A 25,811-nucleotide genomic window follows, 5' to 3' on the forward strand; every position below is an offset into this window, starting at 1 on the left:
TAGTAACGCGTAGATTAGTGTGGAGAGATGTTAGACAAACACTGAATGTGAATCGTGATCTCTTCGCGGTCATGGTACAAGTGCTTCGCTTGCAGCTTGAATTTCACCTTGTTCTCAATCAGGAACGTTTTTAGGTTTTCAAGATCTTGTAGCACTTCGTCGTAGCGACCTTTCATTGGTAGCTTAAGGTTGAAAATCGCTTCTTTCGCCCAACCTTTTAGCAGCCACTGACCCATAAGGTGTGCAACGCGTGCTGGCTTCTCAACCATGTCACACACAATCCAAGTCACGTTTTTACGGTCTGGTTCGAATTTAAAGCCATCCACCATGTGGTGTTTAATTTGACCCGTTTCCATTAGGCTATCCGCCATCATGCCGTTATCCACACAGTGAACAAACATCGAACGTTTCACCAATTGGTAAGTCCAACCGCCCGGACATGCACCTAGGTCAACACCCCACATACCAGGAGCCAAACGCTCATCCCACTCCTCACGAGGAATAAAGACGTGGAACGCTTCTTCCAATTTCAGCGTAGAACGGCTTGGCGCGTCTGCAGGGAACTTAAGGCGAGGAATGCCCATAAAGAACTGCGAGTTGTTGCCAGGGTAAGAGTACCCCACGTAACAATGACCTGGCGCCACAAAACAAATATGCAGCACAGGCTTCTTCGCGTTGTCTTTGTTCCACATCAGACCTTTACCACGCATCGCTTGACGCATTGGTACTGTGAACTTTCGGCAGAACTTCAGTAGTTCTTTCGCTTCGTTAGTGTCTGGGGTTTCAATACGCAGATCACCACAACGCGGGAATGCTTCAATTTCAGACAGTTCAGCCAAAATAGGGCTGATACGGTCATCGCTTGGTAGCGCTTCAAACTCAGCAGCCACAGCAAACATCTGACGTGCAAAAATCAGTGCGCTAAAGTCGATGCCTTTTGCTAGTTTGTCTGCGTCTCCATCTTGGTAACACTCGAAGACAACATAACCTGAGTTTTTCTTCACACGAGGGAAGCCATACACTTCCAGCTGTGTTGCTTTGTCCTGAATTTCACCAGCACACTCTTTCTCAAAGCCAGAACGGCAATAGAGCATTAGTTGTTTCACTTGGAGACCTCTTTGATATTAAACGCAGCAAAAAAGAACAGACACCAGCCGATCATGAACAACAATCCTCCCATTGGAGTAATTGGTCCAAACCACTTAATGCCCGTCAGCGCCAGCGCGTAAAGACTGCCGCTAAAACAAAAGATGCCGATGATAAAGCAAATCGCCGCGATGAAAAAATACTTTTGTGCTTTTTGTCCCAAATTCAACAGCAGTAAGATGGTACACAATGCGATAGCTAAAGTATGGATGAATTGGTACAAAACGCCGGTTTCGAACACGCCCAACAAATAAGGGGATAACTTAGCTTTCAAACCGTGCGCTGCAAATGCACCTAACGCCACCGAGGTTAAGCCAGAAAGACCAGTAAACGAGAGTAACCACTTACTTTTCACGGTACACCTCTTTAATAAATACCGCTAACTGCTCCACCGTCGAGGCAATGTTGCCTGCTTCTGTGTAACCCGAACTCTTACGAGGCTTAAAGCTGTGGTCACCATCTGGCAAAAAGCGCACTTGCACTTGATCTGACAGAGCAAAGCCGTCGAATTCTTCACGCTTGCCGAATGTATCGCGCTCACCTTGTAAAATTAAGGTTGGCTTTTCAATGTTGGCCAGATGCTCGCCTTTGAATTTCTCTGGCTTGCCCGGAGGGTGAAAAGGAAAACCTAAACAGGCGATACCCGCCACCAGCTCATTATCGGCAAGCAAGCTCGACATACGTCCGCCCATCGATTTGCCACCAATAACAATAGGTTGAGAAGTAAAGTGAGTGATCACTTCTTCATAAGCTTCCAGAAGCTTTGGCGCACGATCTGGCGGACGATTCTTGCCATCTTCCGCTCGCTTAACCATATAAGGGAAATTAAAACGCACCACGCGTATACCCTGCTCAACTAATCCTTTGGCAACAGCAGTCATGAAGTCGTGCTCCATACCTGCCCCTGCGCCGTGAGCAAAAATAAACAGCGGCCCGTTTTCAGGTCCCTCAGCTATCCAATGGCTCATCCAATACTTCCTCTTGTTCTTTTCTCGCAGTAGCTAGCATCCAGTCTCTAAACGTCGCGATACGGCCCATGTCCGCTTGCTGTTCGTGGCACACTACGTAGAAGGCATTCTTCGACACCAACACTTCATCAAATGGCGCGATTAAGCGTCCCGCTTCCATTTCAGGTTTGGCGAGCACGTTGTTTCCTAAGGCAACACCTTGTCCGTGCGCAGCAGCTTGTAACACCATGGTCGAGTGGCTAAAAATCGGTCCATGATTCACATTGATGCCTTCGATATTCTGCTGGCGAGCAAACTGCTTCCAATCTTTACGAGAAGTATCATGTAACAAGGTGTGTAATTTGAGGTCACTTAGAGATTCTAATGGTTTGTTACCCAAAAGTAACGAAGGTGAACAAAGTGGGATCAAAAACTCTTGGTAGAGTTTATCGGCACGCAAACCAGGCCAGTTACCTCGACCATAATAGATAGCCACATCAACATCATCAGTCAGTGAACCTTCATCCATATCAACCGCTTTGATACGCACGTCAATGTCTGGTTCTTGGGCATTAAAATCGGCCAAACGCGGCACCAACCACTGGATAGCAAAACTTGGTGGCAAACTGATGGTCAGCGCCCCTTTTTCGCTACGTTCCAATACCTTATCGGTCGCTTCGGCTATCGAAGTGAAGATATCTTTGATGTCCAGAAAGTAACTTTGCCCCTCTTCTGTCAGCAACAATGAACGATTGCGACGACGGAAGAGTTTCAACGATAGGAACTCTTCAAGAGCCTTAATCTGATGACTTACAGCCGCTTGAGTAACAAACAACTCTTCAGCGGCACGGGTAAAACTAAGATGGCGAGCAGCCGCTTCAAAAACGCGAAGTGAATTCAACGGAGGCAATCTGCGAGACATTATGGGACCTCAAGTAGGATTAGTTTTTTTTATCTGAAACATTATAAAATGTCCGTTGCCGAACAGCCAGATAAATTCTATATTTCACCCCGCAACACGAGCCTGAACGGCTTGATTCCATTTGTGAATCAATTGGCTTCGTTGTTGCGATGTTGTGTTTGCAAACTCGTATTTCGAGTTAGGTAGATTTCTACCATATGTTTTGTCCACACTCCCTGTGACAAAACAGATACTTCCTGTATTTATTTTGACCTGTCTGTCAAATTTCTTGCACCGCCTTATTAGGCGGTGTTTTTTTATCTGAAAAATCCCACCGTCCCTCTTCTCCAGGAATTGGTATCCACATCACCTTTTCAGCCGAATTTCGGATTAATTATCGTTATATCAATACCAATTACGAAGTGTGAGATTGAGTTCAATATTATCACTTTATAAAACAAAATTTTGCACGAGTTAAAACAAAAAAAAAGCGCAAACTGATTTCTCAGTCTGCGCTTTGTGATTCTCTGCTTTACTACGCGATTAAGGGCGCGCAATTAAGGGCGGTAAACCTTCACGTTGTTGAAGCCTTGCTCTTGCAAGTAAAGTGCTTGCAGACGGCTCATCACGCCACGGTCACAGTACAGTAGGTATGTCTTCGCTTGGTCTAGATCGCCAAACTGAGTACCCAGCTTGTAGAACGGGATGTGTTTTACTTCAACGCCATCGATTTCTAGTGGGTTATCGTCTTCCTCTTCAGGGCTACGAATATCCAGTACGATTGCGTGCTCTTCTACAGCTTGTACTTGCTCAACTTCTGGAGCCGCTTGCTCAGACTCTTTCGCGATATCACGGATGTCCATCATGCGAGCGTCTTGAACCACTTGCTCAAGGATGCTGAAGTCGAATTTCTGCTCTTCTGCTTCTAGCTTGCCTTTCACCGCTTTCACAGTTGGCTTCTTAGAGATAACACCACAGTATTCTGGCATTGTCTTCGCGAAGTCTTCAGTGCCGATTTCACGCGCTAGGTTGATGATGTCTTCTTTGTCCCAGTTGATTAGCGGGCGAAGAATCAGCGTGTCTGTCACGTTGTCGATATGGCGTAGGTTCGTTAACGTCTGGCTTGATACCTGACCTAGCGCTTCACCTGTCACCAATGCTTCGATCTTCATCTTCTGAGCAATCATGCCTGCTGCACGCATGAACATACGCTTGAGGATCACACCCATTTGGCCGTCATCAACTTTCTCTAGGATTTCAGCCACTACTGGTTCGAAATCAACTGAGATGAAACGTACTTTTGCTGAAGAACCGTATTTGTTCCATAGGTAGTGAGAAACCTGCTTAACGCCGATTTCGTGCGCTGGACCACCTAGGTTAAAGAAACAGTAATGTACTTTAGAGCCACGTTTGATGTGTAGGTAGCTTGAAACACCAGAGTCGAAACCACCTGAGATAAGGCTCAGTACGTCTTCTTGTGTACCTAATGGGAAACCACCTAGACCTTTATGACGCGCCAACACTTGGTTTAGCTTGTCGTTAGTCACTTCAACGTTGATCGTTACGTCTGGCTTGCTTAGCTTAACTCGAGCGCTTTCTACCGCTTGGTTAAGACCGCCACCTACGTAACGCTCCAGTTCAATAGAAGTAAAATCGTGCTTACCGCGACGTTTAGCGCGCACAACGAAGGTCTTGCCTTCGATCAGTGAACCGCTCAGTTCCAACACTTGCTCGTAGATGTCGTGCAAGTCTTTGAATTCGGTTTGCTTTACTTCAAGAACGTGGTGAATACCTGGCGTGTGTGTCAGGATTTCTAAAACTTCAGCGTGGAACTCGTCACTCTCAGAGGTCACTTCAATGTGATCACGACGGTTGAATACCGCGACAGATTCCGTACGGCTCTTAACGATGTTACGAATGTTGCACTCTAAAATCTTTGTGAAGCGCTTACGCACAGATTCACTTTTTACAAAAATTTCTGGATGGGGCTTTACAATAAATTTCATAGTCTAGTTCGCAGGTTAGTTTCGCAATCAACAATGAGTGATACTCCACCTCGATGCTTCATACGCAGGAAAAACGCGTCTTGGTCACAAAAGGTAGCCTGAGCTCACTTCAAAGGCGCAAGATTATACACCTAAGCGAAATGGAATGACAAAAAAAGCGAGCTAACGCTCGCTTTTAGTATAAGAACAAATATCCGCTTATTGAATTACGGGCACTTCTTCGCTGTAAAGTGGCTCACCTTGCATGATGCTGATTTCAACACGGCGGTTAAGTGCACGATTCGCATCAGAATCGTTTGGTGCTAGCGGTTCGGTATCTGCCATGCCTCTTACGCGCAAGCGTTGATGCGAGAAGCCTCGTACCTTCTCCATTTCTTGAGCAACCGACACCGCACGCTGCGACGACAGATCCCAATTAGAGCGGTACAGTTCAGAATCCAGCGGTTGGTTATCCGTATGACCGGATACTCGAACAATGCCCGGTACGTCTTTGACCAACTCCGCTATCTGACGCACTAAAGGTCTAAACTTCGGTTGTAAGAACGCTGAGCCCTCAGGGAAAGCGCCTTTCTCTCGCATTCGAATCACGATCTGCTGACCAAGATTTTCGACTTCTATGGCCCCTTGCTCAATCTCACGCTCCAACGCTTTCTTGATGCTTTCCATCAAGGTTTCCATCTCTTGCGATGTTTGTTCAGACTGCTGTTGCTGCATGTCTGACTCCGCCGATTGGTTGTTTTGCGTTGACGTTTCTGGTGATTGACCACCAGTTAACTTGCCTTGGTCTCGCTTAGTACCACCCGCTCGGTCAGATTCTCCTTCATGGAACTCCAACGTCTGCTGAGTGATGTCCATGGTTTGCTGCATGATGACATCAATCGGTGTTGGCTCTGGTCGGCCCGGTCGAAACTCTTGCGCAATGATGCTGGTGCCCTTTGGAATGTCCTTCACTTCAAGTTGGTTCTGAACACCAAAAGCAAACTTCATCGAACCCGCAATCTGTTTGAACTTCAGTACATCCATTTCCGAGAACGAAAGCAGCAGTACGAAGAAACACATCAGCAGTGACATTAAGTCAGCGAATGTCCCCATCCACAGCGGGAGGCCGGGTGGTGGACAATCACATTTGTTATCTTCATCCATCAGATGACCTCCGGATTACTCATCGATCTCGAGAGCGCGCTTACCCTCGTTGAGGTAGTTCTTCAGGTAACTGTCGATAACACGTGGGTTCTGACCATCTTGGATTGCCAAAACGCCATCCATAATCAAACGACGGTTTAAGGTTTCTTGATCGCGGCGCAGCGAAAGCTTGTCGGCAATTGGGAAAAACACCATGTTAGATAGCACCGCACCGTATAAGGTAGTCAAAAGCGCTACCGCCATCGCAGGACCGATCGCTTTTGGGTCATCCATGTTTGAAAGCATGGCTACCAGACCAACCAGTGTACCGATCATGCCCATCGCAGGAGCTACGTCACCAAACGCACGGAATACACCGGTACCTTGAGTATGACGCTCGTCGGTAAGTGCAATGTCTTTCTGTAGTGCCGCACGTACCACATCTGCATCGTGACCATCGACTAGTAAGTCGATGCCTTTCTGCATAAAGCTGTTGTTGATTTCCATCTCTTCAAGAGCAAGGAAGCCACCTTTACGTGCCGCGTCTGCCATTTCAACAATCTTAGCGATCAGGTCTTCTGGCTCATCCGCTTTAAACATGAACGCTTTACCAGCGATCTTAGTCGCGCCGAAGAACTGCCCCATGGTAAACTTCATCAGCACAACAAATGCCGAACCACCAACTACGATTAGGATTGAGGTGACGTCTACGAACATGCCAATGCTGCCACCTAGCACCATCGCCATAATGACGAATGCAAAACCACCGATCAAACCTATTAGGGTTGCTAAATCCACAAAGCACTCCTCTCGCTATACTTAAATATTGCCTAGTCAGGCGAATTATTACTTGTATCGACAACTAGAACAGTTTTTTTAGAAAAATCTTGGTCAATACGTCACAAAAAGATCGTTTAGCTCCGAAGTCTATGATCAATATCGTCTTATCAGACCTGTCTAACGCTAATTTTGTGACAATTATATAAGGTTAAATTTGACCAACTTAGTAGGCTAAGGTAACTTGCGTGCATTCTATTAGAGGCTCTATTAAGGCAGATAAAAGATGGCGGTCAAGAAACCAGAAAATATGACCTTCGAAGCAACCATTGAAGAGCTAGATAGCTTAGTTGATCAATTAGAGAATGGCGATCTTGCCCTTGATGATGCCCTACGTAAATTTGAACGTGGCATTGCACTGGCTCGTGCTGGTCAAACAAAACTGAGCGACGCCGAACAGCGCGTAAGCATTCTTCTTAGCGAAGATGATGAAGCACCACTGAGTGACTTCAACCCTGAGTCAGAATAATAATCAGTAGTGAGCAATGTGATGCAAGAGACATTGACGTCTTATCAACAACGAAACAACCAACAACTCAATCTGTGGCTTGAGCAATTGCCTCACCAAGAACAGCCGCTGATTCAAGCGATGAAATATGGTCTGCTGCTTGGCGGAAAACGTGTTCGTCCTTTCCTTGTTTACATCACTGGTCAAATGCTGGGTTGTAAGCCAGAAGATCTCGACACGCCAGCGTCTGCTATTGAGTGTATTCACGCCTACTCTCTGATTCACGATGATCTACCTGCAATGGACGACGATGCGCTGCGTCGCGGTCAACCGACTTGCCACATTAAGTTTGATGAAGCCACAGCAATCTTGACTGGTGATGCTCTACAAACATTGGCATTCACGATTCTTGCTGAAGGTAAACTGAATCCGAACGCGGAAAGCCAGCGTATAAAGATGGTACAAGCACTAGCGCAAGCCTCTGGTGCTGGCGGTATGTGTCTTGGCCAAGCGTTGGATTTAGGTGCAGAAAATCGTCGTGTATCCCTCGCAGATTTGGAAGAAATTCATCGCAATAAAACCGGAGCGCTGATTAACTGTGCGGTAAAATTAGGTGCTTTAGCCGCTGGTGATAAAGGCCTAGAAGTTTTGCCACACTTAGAACGTTATTCAAAAGCGATCGGTCTGGCGTTTCAGGTTCAAGACGATATTCTTGATATCATCAGTGACACTGAAACACTGGGTAAGCCTCAAGGTTCAGACCAAGAGCTGAACAAGAGTACTTATCCATCTCTACTGGGTTTGGAGGGAGCAATGGAGAAAGCTCACACTCTGCTACAGGAAGCTCTTCAAGCATTGGAAGCAATCCCATACAATACTCAGTTACTCGAAGAGTTCGCCCGATATGTCATCGAGCGCAAGAACTAAACTATAAGCGCGCATTTATATGACTCTTGATATTTCAAAGTACCCAACACTGGCGTTAGCAAATACACCGGAGGAGTTGCGTCTTCTTCCGAAAGAAACATTGCCAACATTGTGCGATGAACTACGCACGTATCTGCTAAATTCAGTGAGTCAGTCTAGCGGACACTTAGCGTCTGGCTTAGGCACGGTAGAGCTAACCGTAGCTCTGCATTATGTATACAACACCCCCGTAGATCAGTTGATCTGGGACGTAGGCCATCAGGCTTACCCACACAAGATTCTCACTGGTCGTCGTGATCAGATGCCAACTATCCGTCAAAAAGACGGGCTTCACCCATTCCCTTGGCGCGAAGAGAGCGAGTACGACACCTTATCTGTTGGCCACTCATCGACTTCTATCAGTGCTGGTCTCGGTATGGCCATTAGCGCAGAAAAAGAAGGTCAAGGTCGTAAAGTGGTCAGCGTAATCGGTGATGGTGCCATTACGGCTGGTATGGCTTTTGAAGCAATGAACCACGCTGGTGACGTTCACCCTGACATGCTAGTGATTCTAAACGACAACGAAATGTCGATTTCAGAGAACGTAGGCGCGCTGAACAATCACCTTGCGAAAGTCCTTTCTGGCAGCCTATACACCTCTATCCGTGAAGGCGGTAAGAAAGTGTTGTCTGGCGTTCCACCAATTAAAGAGCTGGTTCGTCGTACAGAAGAACACCTAAAAGGCATGGTTGTTCCTGGCACGTTATTCGAAGAGCTAGGCTTCAACTACATCGGCCCTATTGATGGACACGATGTGAATGAGCTAGTCAAAACGCTGAAAAACATGCGTGAGCTGAAAGGCCCTCAATTCCTGCACATCATGACCAAGAAAGGCAAAGGTTATGAGCCAGCAGAAAAAGATCCGATTGGTTACCACGGTGTACCAAAGTTCGACCCATCACATAATAGTTTGCCGAAGAGTAGCGGTGGCAAGCCGACCTTCTCAAAGATCTTTGGTGACTTCCTATGTGACATGGCAGCGCAAGATCCTAAGCTGATGGCGATTACGCCAGCGATGCGTGAAGGCTCTGGTATGGTTCGCTTCTCGAAAGAGTACCCAGATCAGTACTTTGACGTCGCGATTGCAGAACAGCACGCTGTGACTCTCGCGACGGGTATGGCAATTGCGGGCGATCATCCGATTGTAGCAATCTACTCTACCTTCCTACAGCGTGGTTACGATCAGTTGATTCACGACGTTGCGATCATGGACTTGCCGGTGATGTTCGCTATCGACCGTGCTGGTCTGGTTGGTGCAGATGGTCAAACTCACCAAGGTGCGTTCGACTTAAGCTTCATGCGTTGTATCCCGAACATGGTGATCATGGCTCCAAGTGACGAAAACGAATGTCGTCAAATGCTGTACACGGGTCATAAGCACACAGGTCCAAGCGCGGTTCGTTACCCACGCGGTAGCGGTATGGGCACTGAAATCGAAAAAGACTTCACTGCACTTGAAATCGGTAAAGGTCGTATCGTGCGTAAAGGCGAGAAAGTGGCAATTCTTAGCTTCGGTACCTTCTTAGGTAACGCACTGGAGGCGGCTGAAAACCTCAACGCAACAGTTGCTGATATGCGCTTTGTTAAGCCTCTTGATGAAGCCTTGATCCATCAGCTCGCCGCTGAGCATGATGTTCTGGTTACACTAGAAGAGAATGCGATTGCAGGTGGCGCTGGTGCAGGTGTAATTGAGTTTATGATGCAAGATAAGATCATCAAGCCAGTACTAAATCTTGGCTTGCCAGATCGCTTCGTTCCTCAAGGCACACAAGACGAGCTACACGAAGATCTTGGCTTAGATGCTAAAGGCATCGAGAAGTCGATCAACGATTACTTAGCTAAGTAAGCGTACGTAATACAACGAAGTAAACACAGAAAAGGGATGCCGTAGCATCCCTTTTGTTTATTTGTCGATTGTCAGTACGATGCCATAAGTACTACGCGAAAGTACTACATCCAGCCTGCGTATTTCGCCACTAAAAACAGTGCGATACCCGCCATAATGCCTGCCACGATATCATCAATCATGATACCTAAGCCGCCGTGAACACGTTTATCCAACCAACCGATTGGCCATGGTTTTACCATGTCAAAGAAGCGGAACAAGATAAAGCCAGTTAATAGCCACTTCCATTCCGTCACTGGAATATTCAATGCTGGCACAAGGCTCATGGTGATCCAAAAGCCCGCAAACTCATCCCACACGATAGAGCCATGATCGTGAACGCCCATGTCATCTGATGTCACTTGGCAAATCTTAATGCCAATCACACAAGAGAAAAGCACGACAACCACATAAAGTGGAAAAGGCAGTTGTGCTAACAAGAGGAACAAAGGCACCGCCGCAAGCGTCCCCATTGTCCCAGGCACCACTGGTGATAAGCCGCTACCAAAACCTGTCGCCAAAAGATGCCACGGGTTCTTTAATGAAATCAGAGAGAGAGGGTTGGTCATTTCCTTAAACCTATACTGCAAGTTTGGTATCAATCTTAGGCTAACGCCTAGCTCAGATTATTTAAAGTGGTCAAAGCCGCTGAGATCCCAATCAAGAGGTTGATTGTTATCGTGCAGCTCAAACGTGCCTCTTGGTCGAATCTGGCCAATACACGTGACTTTACATCCCGTGTGCGACAGTGCACTTTGCAATGAGCCGTGGTTCTGCTCTGGCACAGTAAAACACAGCTCGTACTCTTCACCACTTGATAAAGCATACTGCTGAGCGCTGACCTTATCATCTAAAAACTGAACTAATTCTGAAGATATTGGGAGCTGGGAGACATCTAGGCTAACACCCACATCAGAACGTTTGAGAATGTGCTTGATATCAGAGATCAAACCATCAGAGATATCAATCGCCGACGAAGCCAACCCAATGAGTGCTTGTCCGGCTAATACGCGAGGTGTACTGAGATAATGTGCTTTTTCAAGCTCTGGCGCTGCAATACGTGAGCGCAGTGAATCATCCAAAATCACATCCAGACCAGCTTTGGCATCACCAAGGTTACCTGTCACATACACCCAGTCACCGACTTTTGCTCCAGAGCGAGTCAAAGCTTTGCCCTCTGGTACAAAGCCTTGCACCGTAAGCGTCAGGCTTAGTGGACCTTTGGTGGTATCACCGCCAATGAGTTGAATACCAAAGTAGTCTGCCAGCTCAAAAAATGCATCACAGAAAGGCGCAAGCCAAGCTTCATCTGGCTCAGGCATGGTCAATGCAAAGCTCACCCAAGCTGGGGTTGCACCCATTGCAGCGAGATCGCTAATATTCGATGCCAGCGCCTTATGTGCTACCCATGCAGGATTAGCATCGGCAAGGAAGTGGGTACCAGCCACCAGCGTATCGGTGCTAATGGCAATTTGTACGTTGTCTGGCGCTTTCACTAACGCACAATCGTCACCTGCCGCTAGGTGTACGTCTTTGCGCTGGTTTTGGCGTCCAACAAAGTACTTGTCGATCAGATTAAATTCACCAGACATTGTTCACTTACTGTTTGATGTAAAAGCTTTTGATACAAAAAAGGTCAGCATCTGCTGACCTTTTTAATGAAGAAATCGTTATTTCTTACGTACGTGTGGCGCCGCTTTATCTAGCACACCATTCACAAATTTGTGGCTGTCTTCTGCCGCGAATACTTTTGCAAGTTCAATCGCTTCGTTGATTACCACTTTGTAAGGAACATCTTCGCGACGAGTCATCTCGTACATAGCAAGGCGAAGAAGAGCAAGTTCCATCATGTCTAGGTCCTGCATTGGACGTGACACGTATGGACGGATTTTGCTATCTAGCTCAGAGTGGCTAAGTACAACACCGCTTAGTAGTTCACGGAAGTAAGCTACGTCTGTTTCTGGAGCAGCTAGTGCAGGCTCAGATGCGTGAAGTTCTTCTTCATCGTATTTGTCGCCAGACAAAAACTGTTCTTCGATCGTGGCAACATTGTCTTTAGTAATTTGCCATGAGTAGATCGCTTGTAGCGCGAATTGACGTGCGTTACGACGTGCGGCTGGTTTCACACTGGCCCCCATTAGGAATCAATTTCAGATAGTACGTTAATCATTTCAAGTGCGCTTAGTGCAGCCTCTGCACCTTTATTACCAGCCTTGGTTCCTGCGCGTTCAATCGCTTGATCGATAGTATCAACAGTCAGTACGCCAAACGCCACTGGAAGACTGTATTCCAGAGAAACTTGTGCAAGACCCTTGTTACACTCACTACAAACATAGTCAAAGTGTGGTGTACCGCCACGGATTACTGTACCTAGAGATACGATTGCATCGTACTTACCAGTCTTAGCAACACGTTGAGCTACTAGAGGTAGTTCTACGGCACCTGGACAACGAACAACAGTGATGTTGTCTTCGCTTACTTGTCCGTGACGCTTTAGTGTATCGATCGCACCAGATAGTAGGCTTTCGTTAATAAAACTGTTGAAACGAGAAATAACGATAGCAATTTTTGCATTTGGCGCTGGGAAGCCACCCTCGATCACTTTCATAAGCTTTCCTTTAACTCTATTTATAAGTGAAAATTGTTCATCAAGTGAGAATCGCCGGATTCTATCACAAATTTGTGAGCAATATCTAATGGAAATTGGAGACGAATCACGAGTTCCTAGCCTTAACGATGATAAGTGCTCGCAAGACTAGGAACCTGTAAGTCAGTTGTTATTCGCAGACGTACTCAACTACGTTCAGGCCAAAACCGCCTAGCGCGTGGTACTTTTTGTTGGTCGAAGAAAGCAGACGCATATCGTGTACGCCTAGGTCAGCAAGAATTTGCGAACCAACGCCTACACGGCGAGAAGTGCCTTGTTTCTTCGCAAGTGTTGGGGCTTCACCTTTATCTTGCGCTTCAAACATCTTAACGCGGTGAACAAGTAGATCGGTTGATTCTTCATTGCCAAGTACAACCAATACACCACCCTCTTCGCCAATGCGCTTCATTGCCTTCTCTAGTGTCCAACTGCGCTCTGCATTGCGGTCACTACGAAGTACATCGGTAAAGACATCTTGTAGGTGGACACGAACCAATGGCGCATCTTCTGTTAGGTCACCTTTGCACATTGCGTAATGCACTTGGTTATCGATAGTGTCTTTGTAAGTCACCAGCGTAAACTCACCGAACTCCGTTGGTAGTGCGCATTCTGCCACACGTTCAATGGTCGTTTCTGTGTTGTTGCGGTATTCGATAAGATCCGCAATGGTACCCAGTTTCAAGCCGTGCTTTTCAGCGAACACTTCTAAATCTGGGCGGCGCGCCATCGTGCCATCGTCGTTTAGGATCTCAACGATAACCGATGCTGGCTCAAGACCAGCCAGACGAGCTAAATCACAACCAGCCTCAGTGTGGCCTGCACGAGTTAGAACACCGCCATCTTGTGCTGCTAGAGGGAAGATATGACCCGGTTGTACTAAGTCCGCCGCTTGTGCGTTTGGCGCAACTGCAGCTTGTACAGTGCGAGCGCGGTCCGCTGCAGAAATACCCGTTGTTACACCTTCAGCGGCTTCAATAGAAACCGTAAAATTGGTGGTGTATTGTGCGTTGTTGTCTTGCACCATTGGCGGAAGGCCAAGGCTCTCACAACGAGTTTTTGTCATGGTTAGACAGATTAAGCCACGGCCATGCGTAGCCATAAAGTTGATAGCTTCCGGCGTAATGTGCTCGGCAGCCATGATCAAATCACCTTCATTCTCGCGGTCTTCATCATCCATTAGGATGACCATTTTGCCTGCGCGAATGTCATCAATAATCTCTTGAGGCGTGCTGATAGGCATATTCTGTTTCCCGTTATTCAAAAATTTATTATTGCAGCAGCAATGCGTTTAACGTTTCGTCGAGTTACGTCTACTGGCTTTGGTCAGCAAAGCAGTTTGAAGCCAACCTTTATTAAGTCAATTAACCTGATAACGTTCTGTGATTGTGGTCGGTTTCGTTTAAGCAAAACCATTTTGCTGCAAGAAGTCCATGGTAATTCGTGATTCTTGCGACTCTTCTTTTTGACCTTGTAGCAAACGCTCCATGTAGCGAGCTAACACGTCCACTTCTAGGTTTACTTTACGACCAACTTGGAACTGATCGATGGTCGTCTCTTCACTAGTGTGAGGAACAATCGTTAATTTAAAACCATTCTTACGTAGGTCGTTGACGGTCAGACTAATGCCATCCACTGTGATAGAGCCTTTTTCTGCCACGTACTTACAAATTTCCGCTGGCATCTCAACCCAAAATTCAATCGCACGGCCGACTTGGTTACGTTCAACAATCACACCCACGCCATCGACGTGACCAGACACAATGTGACCACCAAAACGAGTGGTCGGTAGCATGGCTTTTTCGAGGTTCACTTTGTCACCAACTTGGTAAGCAGCAAAACCGGTTTTGTTCAGCGTTTCCAGTGACAAATCCGCACTGTAGTAGTGACTACCGAAGTCGACGACTGTCAAACACACACCATTGGTCGCGATACTGTCGCCTAACTTAACGTCAGACATATCCAACTTGCCTACTTCTACCGTTACGGTGATGTCTTCGCCTTTTGGCGTAATAGCAGTCAGCTTGCCAACTGCCTCTACAATTCCTGTAAACATAATGCTTCTTTCTAGCTTTGGTTGCGTTTGACGGTTGCGGTAATGCGAATATCCACACCCACCATTCGAACATCGGTAATAGTTAAATCGATAACTTGGGCCATCTCAGTTAACCCAAGTGCACCAATCAAGCCTCGTCCATCGCTGCCCATCAATTTGGGTGCAAGATAAACAATCAGTTCATCTACAAGGTTAGCTTTGATTAACGAACTCGCGAGCGTCGCTCCAGCCTCGACCCACAAGTGATTGATATGGTATCCGCTTGCTACATTTCTTAGTGTTGCCGCTAAGTCAATTTGGCCGTTTTCATCCAGTTCAGGGGCCATATCGCCACCTTGGCTGACAATGATACGCTCACCGTCAGTATTGAATAGCTTTAGATCATCACTAAGTTGAGACTGGCGATCGAAAATAACGCGCGGAGGCTGACGGACATCCTCTTGGGGATATTGCGCTTGCACACTGCATGGCAGGTCATCCCAACGCACATTCAGCGATGCATTGTCATCAATGACTGTCTTACTGGTAGAGAGAATAGCGCCACTCAACGCTCGATAACGCTGTACATCTTGGCGAGCCTTTGGGGAGGTGATCCATTGGCTTTGACCATTACTGAGTGCGCTTTGTCCGTCTAAACTGGCCGCCATTTTCAACTGAATGTATGGCATGCCCGTTTGCATGAATTTGATGAAGCCTTTGTTCAGTTCAATAGCTTCGCTTTCTAACAAGCCGACCTGAACTTCTACCCCTGCATCACGCAACATTTGAAAACCGCGCCCAGCGACTTTCGGGTTGGGATCTTCCATCGCACAGACAACGCGTGCGACTTTGGCTTTGATGAGCCCTTCAGCACAAGGTGGCGTGCGGCCATAATGAGAACAAGGCTCCAACGTTACGTAAGCTGTCGCACCTTGGGTTTTATCCCCCGCCATACGCATCGCGTGGACTTCGGCATGAGGCTCGCCTGCACGGTGATGATGACCTTCGCCAACTATCTCACCGTCACGGACAATAACGCAACCTACTTTGGGGTTGGGTGCTGTGGTGTAAATGCCGCGTTTCGCTAGCATGAGCGCACGCGACATCATTTCGAAATCTTGAGAGGTAAATGGTGAAGAAGTGTTGTGTTGAGCCATGATTCAATCAGTCTTCTAGGCGAGCAATTTCTTCGCCAAATTCACGGATGTCTTCAAAGCTGCGGTAAACCGATGCGAAACGGATATAAGCGACTTTATCCAGCTCTTTTAATTGGTCCATAACTAGATTACCAATCATCTCGCTAGGTACTTCACGCTCACCAGTGGCACGTAGTTGTGACTTAATCATGCTAATCGCTAGCTCGATAGAATCGGCACTCACTGGACGTTTTTCTAGGGCACGCTGTATACCACCGACCATCTTGTCTTCGTCGAAGGGTTCGCGGTTGCCGTTTGACTTAATCACTTTCGGCATCACCAACTCTGCCGTTTCAAACGTAGTAAAACGTTCGCTACATGCAAGACACTGGCGACGACGACGAACCTGATGGCCGTCAGCGACTAAGCGGGAATCAATTACTTTTGTATCGTTCTCAGAACAAAAAGGACAATGCATATCACCTCCAAATAGCGTGCGATTGGGTTCGTCCCAAAAGCAAGACTAGTGTAGCGGAATTGCTATGTTAGAGAAAACAAAAAGGGGCACTACTGCCCCTTTTTCAATCAATATCAGACGTTTTCTGTTAACTGCGTGCTAGGTAGTTTGCTTTACCAACCCATTTGTAGCTGGTTAGCTCTTCCAAGCCCATAGGACCACGTGCATGCAGTTTCTGAGTTGATACCGCAACTTCAGCACCTAAACCAAACTGAGCACCGTCAGTAAAACGTGTTGCGGCATTTACGTAAACCGCAGCAGAACCGACAGAGTTAATGAACAATTCTGAGTTTTGTAGGCTGTTTGTCATGATCGCATCTGAGTGGCTCGCGTTGTGAACGCGCATGTGATCAATCGCTTCTTTCACATCAGCAACCACTTTTACACCTAGCGTATAACTTAGCCATTCCGTATCAAAATCACCTTCACCCGCATCGCGAATTTGTTTCGCTTGTGCCATCAGTGCTTTTGCTTTTGGTTCTGCGACAAAAGTTACGTTTTCGTTCATGCGCTCTACGATCATTGGCAGGAACTGCGCAGCGATATTCTCGTGAACCAGCAAAGTATCTAGCGAGTTACATGCGGACGGACGTTGAACTTTTGAGTTTTCAACAACATTGAGTGATTTCTCTAGCTCTGCTGATTCATCAACAAAAATGTGGCTAATACCAAAACCACCAATGATCACTGGAATGGTACTGTTCTCTTTACACATTTTGTGTAGACCAGCGCCACCACGTGGAATGATCATATCGACGTAGTCGTCTAGCTTAAGTAATTGAGAAACCAACTCACGGTCTGGTTTTTCGATGTACTGAACAGAAGCCGCTGGCAAGTTTGCTTTCGCAAGTGCCGATTGGATAACCTTCACCAGCTCCATATTAGAGAAAAATGTCTCTTTACCACCACGTAGGATGCTTGCATTACCTGTTTTTAGACACAAAGCAGCAATATCGATGGTTACATTCGGACGCGCTTCGTAAATCACGCCAACCACACCAAGTGGTACGCGACGACGAGACAGAGACATGCCGTTTTCTAGCACTTTGCTGTCAATTTCACTGCCCACAGGATCGTTAAGGCTGATCACATTACGAACATCGTTAGCAATACCGGTTAAGCGCTCTTCATTCAGTAAAAGGCGGTCAAGTAATGCATCCGTTAGACCCGCTTCGCGACCTAACTCAATATCTTTTGCGTTTGCAGCCAAAATGGTTGCTGCATTTGCTTCTAGCTCATCGGCGATAATGGCTAGTGCTTGGTTCTTTTGTGCGGTTGACGCTGTCGCCAATTCGAAAGCTGCATCTTTGGCAGCTTTACCCATATTCGTTAAATCCACTTTGCTTCCTTCAATTTCTATTCTTGAATGACGACAAGATCATCGCGATGAATCACTTCTGAGCCGTAGTCATGACCCAAAATAGAGATGATATCTTTACTGTGCTTACCTGCAATTTTCGCTAGGTCTTCACTTGAGTAGGCACTGATACCACGAGCAACCAGTTTACCGTGGGAGTTTGTCACGCGGGCGACTTCGCCACGAGCAAAGTCACCGCTCACCTTAATAACGCCTTTTGCAAGCAGGCTGCTACCTTTGCCAACAACCGCATTCACTGCGCCATCGTCGATAATGATGTCACCAGATGCTGCAGGGCCCGCCAAGATCCAGCGTTTACGGTTTTCTAGCGCTTCTTCACAAGGAAGGAAACGCGTGCCTTGTGGCTCTGAGCTCAATGAGTCAAAGATAACATTTGGTGCACTACCTGCTGCGATAATCACCTCAATGCCTGCACGTCGAGCGATGTCTGCCGCCTGAAGCTTGGTTGCCATGCCGCCAGTACCTAGCGTTGTGCCGCTACCACCCGCAATCTTACGCAAAGTATCATCGATGGTTTTCACTTCTTTGATCAGTTCGGCATTTGGATCTTTACGAGGGTCTGCGGTGAACAAACCTTTTTGGTCAGTCAGCAGCAGTAATTTGTCTGCACCACACAAAATCCCCACCAAAGCAGATAAGTTATCGTTGTCACCAACTTTGATCTCGTTGGTTGCTACCGCATCGTTTTCGTTCACGATAGGAATAATGTCGTTTGCAACCAGAGCATTGATGGTGTCACGCGCATTTAGGAAACGCTCGCGATCGTCCAAATCCGCACGAGTTAGCAGCATCTGACCAATTTTGATGCCATAAATGCCAAACAAAGACTCCCATGTTTGAATCAAACGGCTCTGGCCCACAGCAGCAAGCAACTGTTTGCTCGCCATCTCGTTGGGCAGTGCGGGGTATCCAAGATGCTCACGGCCTGCTGCAATCGCACCAGACGAAACCATTACTACTGAATGGCCTTGTTTTTTTAGCTCAGCACATTGACGAGCCAGCTCTACCATATGAGCACGGTTTAACGCCAAAGTACCGCCTGTCAGCACACTTGTACCCAGTTTCACAACGACGGTCTGTGGTTGCGAAACAACTGCATTCTGTTGATTCGTTGTCATGATGTCTTCTGAAATGAAAAACAAATAAAGAGTGGATGTTTTAGCAATCAAATGGGGATTTAACAAGCAGAAAAGGTGCGAAAACGCACCTTTTTGTCTTATCGAGGAGGAAAACAGTCAAATTAGGCGAAATCAAACGATTCAGTGTGATATTCCACTTCCAGTTTGAAATGCTCAGCTACTGTGTCTGTCAGCTTCTGGTGGAAGGTACTCTGCGTCAGGTACACTTCTTCTGTCACCTTGGCGGGTAGTGGTTCTGAAGTCCAGTCCCCTTCTTTGTTGTATTTACCAATATGGTATTTTGCCGTAAAGCCACCTTCGATGGACTCCAAGTCCATCCACCAGCCCCAAAATTCACGTTTCTCAGGTGACTTTTTGTCGTCCACACAGACAGATAGACAGTCAAAATAGTAGTGCCCTTCTTGTGATTGTGGTTCGCGCAGGTACGGACCTATCGCCTTCAACTTTGACATCAAGCGAAAGTGAGTCGGCCCTTGTGTCGTCTCTGACATAAGAATCTCCGTTTCCATAGTAAGGATATTTAGCTATCCAAGAATGATTATTATTTTTAATTATCATGAGCTTATTTTTTGCTCACATATATCACTCTTAACTAAATTAGGAGATTTGTCATCTTAATAATTCGTCCTCCAACCACTTTATGGCTAAATCGAGGGATTGCTCATAACCTTTTGTAATTGTCTTGGAACTGATTTTCTTGGCTTGTCCGTACTGGCTAAACAGTGCTACCAACTGGTTATCACTATGAGGTGAAACTGGGTCCCCTTCGAGACTCAATGCTAAAATTGGCACCTTAGTTTTACGGCTACTTAGGAAACCTTGTACCTTGAGTGACCATGCCATCATCTGTCCGGCCATGCTATTGATGTCAACAGCACTCTTACCAAGGCGAGACGCTAATAGGTCAAGGTACATCTTCGGCATTTGCTGCAACTTTTTAGGCGACGTAAACAGATCATGCACTGGTGCTCCCAAAGCCACACAAGCTTTGATCTTTTCTTGCTCAACAAACGAAAGACGAATCATGGCATTACCGCCAAAGCGGAAGCCAATCAATCCAACTTTGTGGTGATCAACCCAAGGTAGAGAATACAGTTCATTCAAAACCGCTTGATGAAGGCAACTGGAGTTTTCAGTCAGCGGCCAATGTGAACTATGACCGACTGACGGCATATCAATAGTCACCATCGCAATGTCTTTTGGAGCTAAGTGGTTTCTGAACAAGCGCCACATATCCGTTTGCAAGCTGTCCAAACCAGCACTGACCATTACAACTGGTAATTGTTTATCTGTGCGAGGAAGATGTAGGTTCGCGATGATCTTGCGTTTTTGGTAAGGCACTTCGATCTGCTTGATCACGTATTTAGTTTTTTCTGAGCCTTCTGAATACGCTTTGTTCGCCAATACCTGTGCTTGAATGGCTAAGTTATCATTCTTTAAATGTGGATAGCCCGCAATGCTGAAGCACAGTGATGCCGTAAACAGTTCGTCAGCAGCCTCTTCTCCCTTCATTTCACCCGCACGACGCTGGTGTTCCATACCCAGTTTGATCCATTCAAACGTCCAGTTACCGCTGTGGTAGCCCATGACAGTGTCGAGCCACTTATCTTCGGTGCGAGAGTGCTTCGATGATGCAATTTTAGCGAGAACCGCTTCCATTTCGATCGGTGATAACCCTTGCCACGCCCATTGAAGACGTCTCAAATGACGATACCAAGCACGCTCGCCATGTTCTTCTCGCTCATCAAGAATTTTTTGGCTGGTCGGCATGTATTGAGTAAGTGCAGAGGTTTCTTTCGCTTGCTTGTGTTTCACGAACAAAGTTTCGGAAAGGTTTTTACTGACGTCTTCTGACATAGGAAGAACTCTAAGCTGGTTGCAATAGCGTAATAATAATAAAAAAAATGCCCCTATAAAGGGGCATTTCTCAATATTCTTGTGCAAACTTATTTTTGTTTGCGATTCACTGGCTCAGCAAACTGGATAGACATATCCCAAGGTTGCTCGATCCAAGTGTCTTGTGCGATGTCTACTACGTAGTCATCAAGTAGCTCTTTACCAGAAGGCTTAGCACATACAGCAATCAGTTTTGCTTTCGGGTACATTTCACGAAGTTTACGCGCTGTATCACCGCTATCTACTAGGTCTTCAATGATTAGGTAACCTTCACCGTCACCTTCTGGCGCTTTAAGCACTGTCATGTCACGTTGATGATCGTGGTCGTAGCTTGAGATACAAATTGTATCTACGTAGCGAATACCTAGCTCACGAGCCAAGATAGCACCAGGAACCAAGCCACCACGGCTTACCGCCCAAATACCTTTCCATTGCTCAGCTGGCATTTGTTTCTCAGCCAGTTCACGGCAGTAAGACTGCATCGCATCCCAAGTGATAATGAATTTTTTACTCATTGTAATAACCTAATAATTTCAAAATATGCATCCCCGTGACCTAGCTGATGGCGCTGAAATGGACTCATCAATCTAGATTTCCCACACCAGAGGAAATGGGGGTTTCAAGCTACGCAAACGATTATTCTACCGAAACCCATGATTAATACCAACGCTGATATCAAAATTCTCCGTCTGTTACGCAGAAAAATCGAATTCAGTGAACACGGCAAAATAAAGAAGGGAATGAATTTGAGAAGAAATGCTCCATAAACAAGGAGAAATTCCCCTCCAGTAAAAGCCCACACTGGCTTTTCTTTTAATCGTCAGAGTTAGCCTAGGATGTACTTCGCAATGAAGATAGCGGACATCACCCACACGCTCATCGACACTTCACGGCCTTTACCACTGAACAACTTAATCGCAGCGTAAGCAATGAAACCTAGCGTGATACCTTCTGCAATCGAGAAAGTCAGAGGCATTACCAAGCACGTTACTACCACTGGCGCTGCTTCTGTTAGGTCACGCCAGTCAATACCAACAAGGCCAGAAAGCATAAGGATTGCTACGTAGAATAGCGCACCAGACGTTGCGTAAGCTGGAATCATTCCCGCTAGTGGCGAGAACAATAGAGCAAGAAGGAACAGTACGCCAACAACCACAGCAGTTAGACCTGTACGACCACCAGCGGCTACACCAGAAACGCTCTCAATGTATGACGTCGTGTTTGATGTACCTAGTAGAGCACCGACAGATGTTGCTGTTGAGTCTGCAAGTAGCGCTTTATTTAGGCGTGGAATGTTGCCGTTTTCGTCAGTCAAACCCGCTTTTTGCGAAACACCAACTAGCGTGCCTGCAGTGTCGAACAAGTCAACGAATAGGAAAGCAAATACTACCGAGATCATGCCAACTTCGAACAAACCAGAGAAGTCTAGCTGCATGAAGGTTGGTGCGATGCTTGGTGGAGTCGACATGATGCCGCCCCACTGAACGTCACCGAAGATAAGGCCAAGAATTGTCACACCTAAGATAGCAATCATAACCGCACCTTTCACACCACGGTGAACCAATGCAATCGTCATGAAAAAGCCAATCGCAGCAAGTACCGATTGCAATGACGTAATGTTACCCATTGAAACTAGCGTTGCTGGGTTGTCTACTACGATGCCTGCGTTTTTCAGTGCGATGAACGCCAGGAACAGACCGATACCAGCAGAGATACCAGTGCGTAGAGAAAGAGGAATCGAGTTGATGATCCACTCACGAATCTTGAACACGCTCAAGACAATGAACAGCAAGCCAGAGACAAATACAGCGGCTAAGGCCACTTGCCATGTGTAACCCATGCCCAACACAACAGAATAAGTGAAGAACGCGTTTAAGCCCATGCCAGGCGCCTGAGCGATTGGGTAGTTTGCTACCAAGCCCATGATGAAACAGCCAATAGCTGCAGCAAGACACGTCGCAACGAACACGGCACCACGATCCATACCAGTATCCGCAAGGATAGCTGGGTTTACAAAGATGATGTAAGCCATAGTTAGGAAGGTAGTGACACCTGCGATGATCTCAGTGCGCACGTTGGTGCCATTTTCACTAAGTTTAAAGAGCCTTTCGAGCATGATCGAATCCTGTAAAAGGTAAAAAGTAAACGGTTGCGTAATCGATTGGCTCGAATTATAAAGTTATCAAATAACAAATTCCAGATAGAATTTTCACTCTAATGGGATTTTTTTCGCTGGATATGAAACCTATTCGCTAGTGTTTTAAACAAGGCAAGAATTTAGATCTTAATAAACAACAACTAACAGAATTGTATTTTGTTCAGCTCAACGTGTACAAACTGAGCAATGTATTAAACTTTCAAACGTAAACTTGAGGTTTTGGACGTTAAATACCCACAAAATTAGTCAGAAAATGAAATAAGTTGAAGATGCGTTAGTAGAATGGAAGCTTGGTGGCGAGAAAGTAGTCGAAGTTTGATACTGCAGATAAAAAAACGCCACTCAATTTGAGTGGCGGTGAATCATGTCAGCACTATGCACTGAAAAAAAATTCCAATTTATAGGGGTGAACAAACTTGTTCGAGTCACATGCGTTGGCTTCAATTAGTAACCAAAGCTTGTTGGGTATACAAAGTTACCGGTGTAAACAGATTTGCTGTTCCAGAACATTGCACTTGGTAAACCTTTCATAAATATCACCTTCTAAATCAATTAATACTGTTAATTTGGTTGATTTCTCGGTTCCTTGGAGGCGATAAACGGACTCATCCTTTGAGCATTTCATTCTTCTCTCAGAAGCTGGTTACAAATATACCACCGAGAAATTTAATTACAAGCATTTTAGTGACAAGAATCACAAAAACTTGATAAATTGATCTTCATCAAGAATTAACTGTAATTAAATTACAGTTTAGTAAATTAAAAATTAAACAAACTTTCAATTCATACTAAGAGCGTTGCATTAGCGTATTAGGTTGTGTTCATAATCTGTGACAGTTCAAGGGCAAATCCTTTTCACCACAACTACTAGAACGGCTTTTGTGGTGGTATGCTGAGGGCAATTCCAAGCCAATACCGATTAGCATTTACTGCTAAACACTCATTAAATTTACGGTTTAAATTTGGCAAAGCACATCAAAGGAGTCTTCCGTGTCTGAATTCCATTCTGAAATCAGTACCTTATCACCTGCTCCACTTTGGCAGTTTTTCGATAAGATTTGTTCAATCCCTCACCCTTCTAAACATGAAGAGGCACTAGCACAGTACATTGTTACTTGGGCGACAGAGCAGGGTTTTGACGTACGCCGCGATCCAACTGGCAATGTGTTCATTAAGAAACCAGCTACGCCGGGCATGGAAAACAAAAAAGGCGTTGTTCTTCAAGCGCACATCGACATGGTGCCGCAAAAGAATGAAGATACTGATCATGACTTCACAAAAGATCCTATCCAACCATACATCGATGGCGAGTGGGTAACAGCAAAAGGCACAACGCTTGGTGCGGACAACGGCATCGGTATGGCTTCTTGTCTTGCGGTTCTCGCTTCTACTGAAATCAAACACGGCCCTATTGAAGTACTATTAACGATTGATGAAGAAGCTGGCATGACGGGCGCATTCGGTCTTGAAGCGGGCTGGTTGGAAGGCGACATCCTTCTAAACACTGACTCAGAGCAAGAAGGCGAAGTGTACATGGGTTGTGCTGGCGGTATCGACGGCGCAATGACATTCGACATTACACGTGATGCCATCCCAGCAGGTTTTGTAACTCGTCAGCTAACGCTGAAAGGCCTAAAAGGTGGTCACTCTGGTTGTGACATCCACACTGGCCGTGGCAACGCGAACAAACTTGTAGGCCGTTTCCTAGCAGGTCACGCACAAGAGTTGGATCTTCGCCTGATTGAATTCCGTGGCGGTAGTTTACGTAACGCGATTCCTCGTGAAGCTTTTGTAACTGTAGCACTACCGGCAGAAAATCAAGATAAACTAGCGGAACTGTTCAACTACTACGCAGAGTTACTAAAAACAGAACTTGGTAAAATTGAAACAGACATCGTGACTTTCAACGAAGAAGTTGCAACAGATGCACAAGTGTTTGCGATTGCAGACCAGCAACGTTTCATCGCAGCATTGAACGCTTGTCCAAACGGTGTAATGCGTATGAGTGATGAAGTTGAAGGCGTGGTTGAAACGTCACTTAACGTTGGCGTTATCACAACAGAAGAGAACAAAGTAACGGTTCTATGCCTAATTCGCTCATTGATCGACTCAGGTCGTAGCCAAGTTGAAGGTATGCTTCAATCAGTAGCAGAACTAGCTGGTGCACAGATCGCTTTCTCTGGCGCTTACCCTGGTTGGAAACCTGATGCAGATTCAGAGATCATGGCAATCTTCCGTGATATGTATGAAGGCATCTACGGTCATAAGCCGAACATCATGGTTATCCACGCGGGTCTTGAGTGTGGTCTATTTAAAGAACCTTACCCGAACATGGATATGGTTTCTTTCGGTCCAACCATCAAATTCCCTCACTCTCCGGATGAGAAAGTGAAGATTGATACCGTTCAACTGTTCTGGGATCAAATGGTTGCACTTCTAGAAGCAATTCCAGAAAAAGCGTAATCCTAACCAGACTCCATAAATACGAAAAAGGGTGCCGAGGCCTGTCTCTTGATCACAAGTCTAGTGATCAAGAGACATTGCGAGTTCGTAGCCTTCAAGGATGGTTTGCAGTTTAAACCATCCTTCCCAAAGCACCTTTATTGAAGCTCTACCCGTCCTCTTGGTATCTTTCCAACCGCCTAATTTA

Annotated in this window: 25 protein-coding genes; 4 read left to right on the forward strand and 21 right to left on the reverse strand. The window is 46.2% G+C overall.

The features are described 5' to 3' along the window. Positions 1-14: 14 nt before the first annotated feature. The 7 genes from rlmM to pomA form a co-directional block, all read right to left on the reverse strand. The gene (gene rlmM, locus QTO06_RS16815; RefSeq protein ID WP_010648228.1) at positions 15-1,106 is read right to left on the reverse strand and encodes a 23S rRNA (cytidine(2498)-2'-O)-methyltransferase RlmM; all 1,092 of its coding nucleotides are present in this window, start codon (positions 1,104-1,106) and stop codon (positions 15-17) included. After that, on the reverse strand, positions 1,103-1,501 hold the full coding sequence (locus tag QTO06_RS16820) for a DUF423 domain-containing protein (protein WP_331409021.1): 399 nt from the start codon (positions 1,499-1,501) through the stop codon (positions 1,103-1,105). The genes rlmM and QTO06_RS16820 overlap by 4 nt, the downstream gene beginning before the upstream one ends. Next, the gene (locus tag QTO06_RS16825; RefSeq protein ID WP_331409022.1) at positions 1,491-2,114 is read right to left on the reverse strand and encodes an alpha/beta fold hydrolase; all 624 of its coding nucleotides are present in this window, start codon (positions 2,112-2,114) and stop codon (positions 1,491-1,493) included. Before QTO06_RS16825 ends, QTO06_RS16820 begins: the two co-directional genes overlap by 11 nt. Next, on the reverse strand, positions 2,095-3,015 hold the full coding sequence (locus QTO06_RS16830) for a transcriptional regulator GcvA (RefSeq protein ID WP_005447583.1): 921 nt from the start codon (positions 3,013-3,015) through the stop codon (positions 2,095-2,097). Before QTO06_RS16830 ends, QTO06_RS16825 begins: the two co-directional genes overlap by 20 nt. Positions 3,016-3,551: 536 nt before the next feature. Further along, positions 3,552-5,000: a tRNA uracil 4-sulfurtransferase ThiI gene (thiI, locus tag QTO06_RS16835; RefSeq protein ID WP_045397280.1), complete on the reverse strand. Its 1,449-nt coding sequence runs from the start codon at positions 4,998-5,000 to the stop codon at positions 3,552-3,554. 198 nt (positions 5,001-5,198) lie between these two features. Continuing rightward, positions 5,199-6,143, reverse strand: coding sequence for a flagellar motor protein MotB (locus QTO06_RS16840; protein ID WP_331409026.1), 945 nt, complete (start codon positions 6,141-6,143; stop codon positions 5,199-5,201). A gap of 15 nt (positions 6,144-6,158) precedes the next feature. Continuing rightward, positions 6,159-6,920: a flagellar motor protein PomA gene (pomA, locus tag QTO06_RS16845; protein WP_005427558.1), complete on the reverse strand. Its 762-nt coding sequence runs from the start codon at positions 6,918-6,920 to the stop codon at positions 6,159-6,161. Between the two features lie 265 nt (positions 6,921-7,185). On the opposite strand from pomA, the gene xseB reads away from it, so the two are divergent. The 3 genes from xseB to dxs are packed head-to-tail and all read left to right on the forward strand — an operon-like array spanning position 7,186 to position 10,219. After that, positions 7,186-7,428, forward strand: coding sequence for an exodeoxyribonuclease VII small subunit (xseB, locus tag QTO06_RS16850; protein ID WP_005427560.1), 243 nt, complete (start codon positions 7,186-7,188; stop codon positions 7,426-7,428). Positions 7,429-7,449: 21 nt separating this feature from the next. Continuing rightward, the gene (gene ispA / locus QTO06_RS16855; RefSeq protein WP_331409027.1) at positions 7,450-8,334 is read left to right on the forward strand and encodes a (2E,6E)-farnesyl diphosphate synthase; all 885 of its coding nucleotides are present in this window, start codon (positions 7,450-7,452) and stop codon (positions 8,332-8,334) included. Positions 8,335-8,353: 19 nt separating this feature from the next. Continuing rightward, on the forward strand, positions 8,354-10,219 hold the full coding sequence (dxs, locus tag QTO06_RS16860; RefSeq protein WP_331409028.1) for a 1-deoxy-D-xylulose-5-phosphate synthase: 1,866 nt from the start codon (positions 8,354-8,356) through the stop codon (positions 10,217-10,219). Positions 10,220-10,323: 104 nt separating this feature from the next. Here the strand turns inward: dxs and pgpA are convergent, their stop codons facing one another. The 14 genes from pgpA to QTO06_RS16930 form a co-directional block, all read right to left on the reverse strand. Further along, a complete protein-coding gene (pgpA, locus tag QTO06_RS16865; RefSeq protein WP_010648210.1) occupies positions 10,324-10,827 on the reverse strand; it encodes a phosphatidylglycerophosphatase A in 504 nt (167 codons plus the stop codon). Between the two features lie 57 nt (positions 10,828-10,884). Beyond that, positions 10,885-11,850: a thiamine-phosphate kinase gene (thiL, locus tag QTO06_RS16870; RefSeq protein ID WP_005530642.1), complete on the reverse strand. Its 966-nt coding sequence runs from the start codon at positions 11,848-11,850 to the stop codon at positions 10,885-10,887. Positions 11,851-11,928: 78 nt separating this feature from the next. After that, positions 11,929-12,396: a transcription antitermination factor NusB gene (gene nusB / locus QTO06_RS16875; RefSeq protein WP_005440182.1), complete on the reverse strand. Its 468-nt coding sequence runs from the start codon at positions 12,394-12,396 to the stop codon at positions 11,929-11,931. Next, the gene (gene ribH, locus QTO06_RS16880) at positions 12,396-12,866 is read right to left on the reverse strand and encodes a 6,7-dimethyl-8-ribityllumazine synthase (protein ID WP_005440184.1); all 471 of its coding nucleotides are present in this window, start codon (positions 12,864-12,866) and stop codon (positions 12,396-12,398) included. The genes nusB and ribH overlap by 1 nt, the downstream gene beginning before the upstream one ends. Before the next feature lie 169 nt (positions 12,867-13,035). Then, complete coding sequence (gene ribBA, locus QTO06_RS16885) at positions 13,036-14,145, reverse strand: bifunctional 3,4-dihydroxy-2-butanone-4-phosphate synthase/GTP cyclohydrolase II (protein WP_331409029.1); 1,110 nt, start codon at positions 14,143-14,145, stop codon at positions 13,036-13,038. A 159-nt stretch (positions 14,146-14,304) separates the two neighbouring features. After that, positions 14,305-14,958 carry a riboflavin synthase gene (locus tag QTO06_RS16890; RefSeq protein WP_005424876.1) on the reverse strand — a complete coding sequence of 218 codons (654 nt, stop codon included), beginning with the start codon at positions 14,956-14,958 and terminating at the stop codon, positions 14,305-14,307. Between the two features lie 11 nt (positions 14,959-14,969). Then, on the reverse strand, positions 14,970-16,094 hold the full coding sequence (ribD, locus tag QTO06_RS16895; RefSeq protein ID WP_331409030.1) for a bifunctional diaminohydroxyphosphoribosylaminopyrimidine deaminase/5-amino-6-(5-phosphoribosylamino)uracil reductase RibD: 1,125 nt from the start codon (positions 16,092-16,094) through the stop codon (positions 14,970-14,972). A gap of 7 nt (positions 16,095-16,101) precedes the next feature. Further along, positions 16,102-16,551 carry a transcriptional regulator NrdR gene (gene nrdR, locus QTO06_RS16900; protein WP_005424846.1) on the reverse strand — a complete coding sequence of 150 codons (450 nt, stop codon included), beginning with the start codon at positions 16,549-16,551 and terminating at the stop codon, positions 16,102-16,104. A gap of 127 nt (positions 16,552-16,678) precedes the next feature. Then, positions 16,679-17,929, reverse strand: a complete 1,251-nt coding sequence (locus QTO06_RS16905; RefSeq protein ID WP_038898513.1) for a glutamate-5-semialdehyde dehydrogenase — start codon at positions 17,927-17,929, stop codon at positions 16,679-16,681. A gap of 17 nt (positions 17,930-17,946) precedes the next feature. Beyond that, the gene (gene proB, locus QTO06_RS16910; protein ID WP_005424865.1) at positions 17,947-19,086 is read right to left on the reverse strand and encodes a glutamate 5-kinase; all 1,140 of its coding nucleotides are present in this window, start codon (positions 19,084-19,086) and stop codon (positions 17,947-17,949) included. A gap of 122 nt (positions 19,087-19,208) precedes the next feature. Beyond that, on the reverse strand, positions 19,209-19,598 hold the full coding sequence (gene crl, locus QTO06_RS16915) for a sigma factor-binding protein Crl (protein ID WP_005424873.1): 390 nt from the start codon (positions 19,596-19,598) through the stop codon (positions 19,209-19,211). A 118-nt stretch (positions 19,599-19,716) separates the two neighbouring features. After that, on the reverse strand, positions 19,717-20,964 hold the full coding sequence (gene frsA, locus QTO06_RS16920; protein ID WP_331409032.1) for an esterase FrsA: 1,248 nt from the start codon (positions 20,962-20,964) through the stop codon (positions 19,717-19,719). An 89-nt stretch (positions 20,965-21,053) separates the two neighbouring features. Beyond that, positions 21,054-21,518: an oxytetracycline resistance phosphoribosyltransferase domain-containing protein Tet(34) gene (gene tet(34), locus QTO06_RS16925; RefSeq protein ID WP_045387330.1), complete on the reverse strand. Its 465-nt coding sequence runs from the start codon at positions 21,516-21,518 to the stop codon at positions 21,054-21,056. Between the two features lie 311 nt (positions 21,519-21,829). Further along, positions 21,830-23,119 carry an NCS2 family permease gene (locus QTO06_RS16930; RefSeq protein WP_005424863.1) on the reverse strand — a complete coding sequence of 430 codons (1,290 nt, stop codon included), beginning with the start codon at positions 23,117-23,119 and terminating at the stop codon, positions 21,830-21,832. A 1,032-nt stretch (positions 23,120-24,151) separates the two neighbouring features. Here QTO06_RS16930 and QTO06_RS16935 point away from each other — a divergent pair. Then, positions 24,152-25,624, forward strand: coding sequence for an aminoacyl-histidine dipeptidase (locus QTO06_RS16935; protein WP_331409034.1), 1,473 nt, complete (start codon positions 24,152-24,154; stop codon positions 25,622-25,624). The last annotated feature ends 187 nt before the right edge of the window (positions 25,625-25,811 follow it).

This window comes from Vibrio sp. M260121 (assembly GCF_036533715.1).
GTDB lineage: Bacteria > Pseudomonadota > Gammaproteobacteria > Enterobacterales > Vibrionaceae > Vibrio.

Coding starts and splice junctions, on each gene's coding strand:
- QTO06_RS16825 (WP_331409022.1), bottom strand. CDS start 2,114: ATGAGCCATTGGATAGCTGAGGGACCTGAAAACGGGCCGCTGTTTATT.
- QTO06_RS16830 (WP_005447583.1), bottom strand. CDS start 3,015: ATGTCTCGCAGATTGCCTCCGTTGAATTCACTTCGCGTTTTTGAAGCG.
- thiI (WP_045397280.1), bottom strand. CDS start 5,000: ATGAAATTTATTGTAAAGCCCCATCCAGAAATTTTTGTAAAAAGTGAA.
- QTO06_RS16840 (WP_331409026.1), bottom strand. CDS start 6,143: ATGGATGAAGATAACAAATGTGATTGTCCACCACCCGGCCTCCCGCTG.
- xseB (WP_005427560.1), top strand. CDS start 7,186: ATGGCGGTCAAGAAACCAGAAAATATGACCTTCGAAGCAACCATTGAA.
- ispA (WP_331409027.1), top strand. CDS start 7,450: ATGCAAGAGACATTGACGTCTTATCAACAACGAAACAACCAACAACTC.
- dxs (WP_331409028.1), top strand. CDS start 8,354: ATGACTCTTGATATTTCAAAGTACCCAACACTGGCGTTAGCAAATACA.
- pgpA (WP_010648210.1), bottom strand. CDS start 10,827: ATGACCAACCCTCTCTCTCTGATTTCATTAAAGAACCCGTGGCATCTT.
- thiL (WP_005530642.1), bottom strand. CDS start 11,850: ATGTCTGGTGAATTTAATCTGATCGACAAGTACTTTGTTGGACGCCAA.
- nusB (WP_005440182.1), bottom strand. CDS start 12,396: ATGGGGGCCAGTGTGAAACCAGCCGCACGTCGTAACGCACGTCAATTC.
- ribH (WP_005440184.1), bottom strand. CDS start 12,866: ATGAAAGTGATCGAGGGTGGCTTCCCAGCGCCAAATGCAAAAATTGCT.
- ribBA (WP_331409029.1), bottom strand. CDS start 14,145: ATGCCTATCAGCACGCCTCAAGAGATTATTGATGACATTCGCGCAGGC.
- QTO06_RS16890 (WP_005424876.1), bottom strand. CDS start 14,958: ATGTTTACAGGAATTGTAGAGGCAGTTGGCAAGCTGACTGCTATTACG.
- ribD (WP_331409030.1), bottom strand. CDS start 16,094: ATGGCTCAACACAACACTTCTTCACCATTTACCTCTCAAGATTTCGAA.
- nrdR (WP_005424846.1), bottom strand. CDS start 16,551: ATGCATTGTCCTTTTTGTTCTGAGAACGATACAAAAGTAATTGATTCC.
- proB (WP_005424865.1), bottom strand. CDS start 19,086: ATGACAACGAATCAACAGAATGCAGTTGTTTCGCAACCACAGACCGTC.
- crl (WP_005424873.1), bottom strand. CDS start 19,598: ATGTCAGAGACGACACAAGGGCCGACTCACTTTCGCTTGATGTCAAAG.
- frsA (WP_331409032.1), bottom strand. CDS start 20,964: ATGTCAGAAGACGTCAGTAAAAACCTTTCCGAAACTTTGTTCGTGAAA.
- QTO06_RS16930 (WP_005424863.1), bottom strand. CDS start 23,119: ATGCTCGAAAGGCTCTTTAAACTTAGTGAAAATGGCACCAACGTGCGC.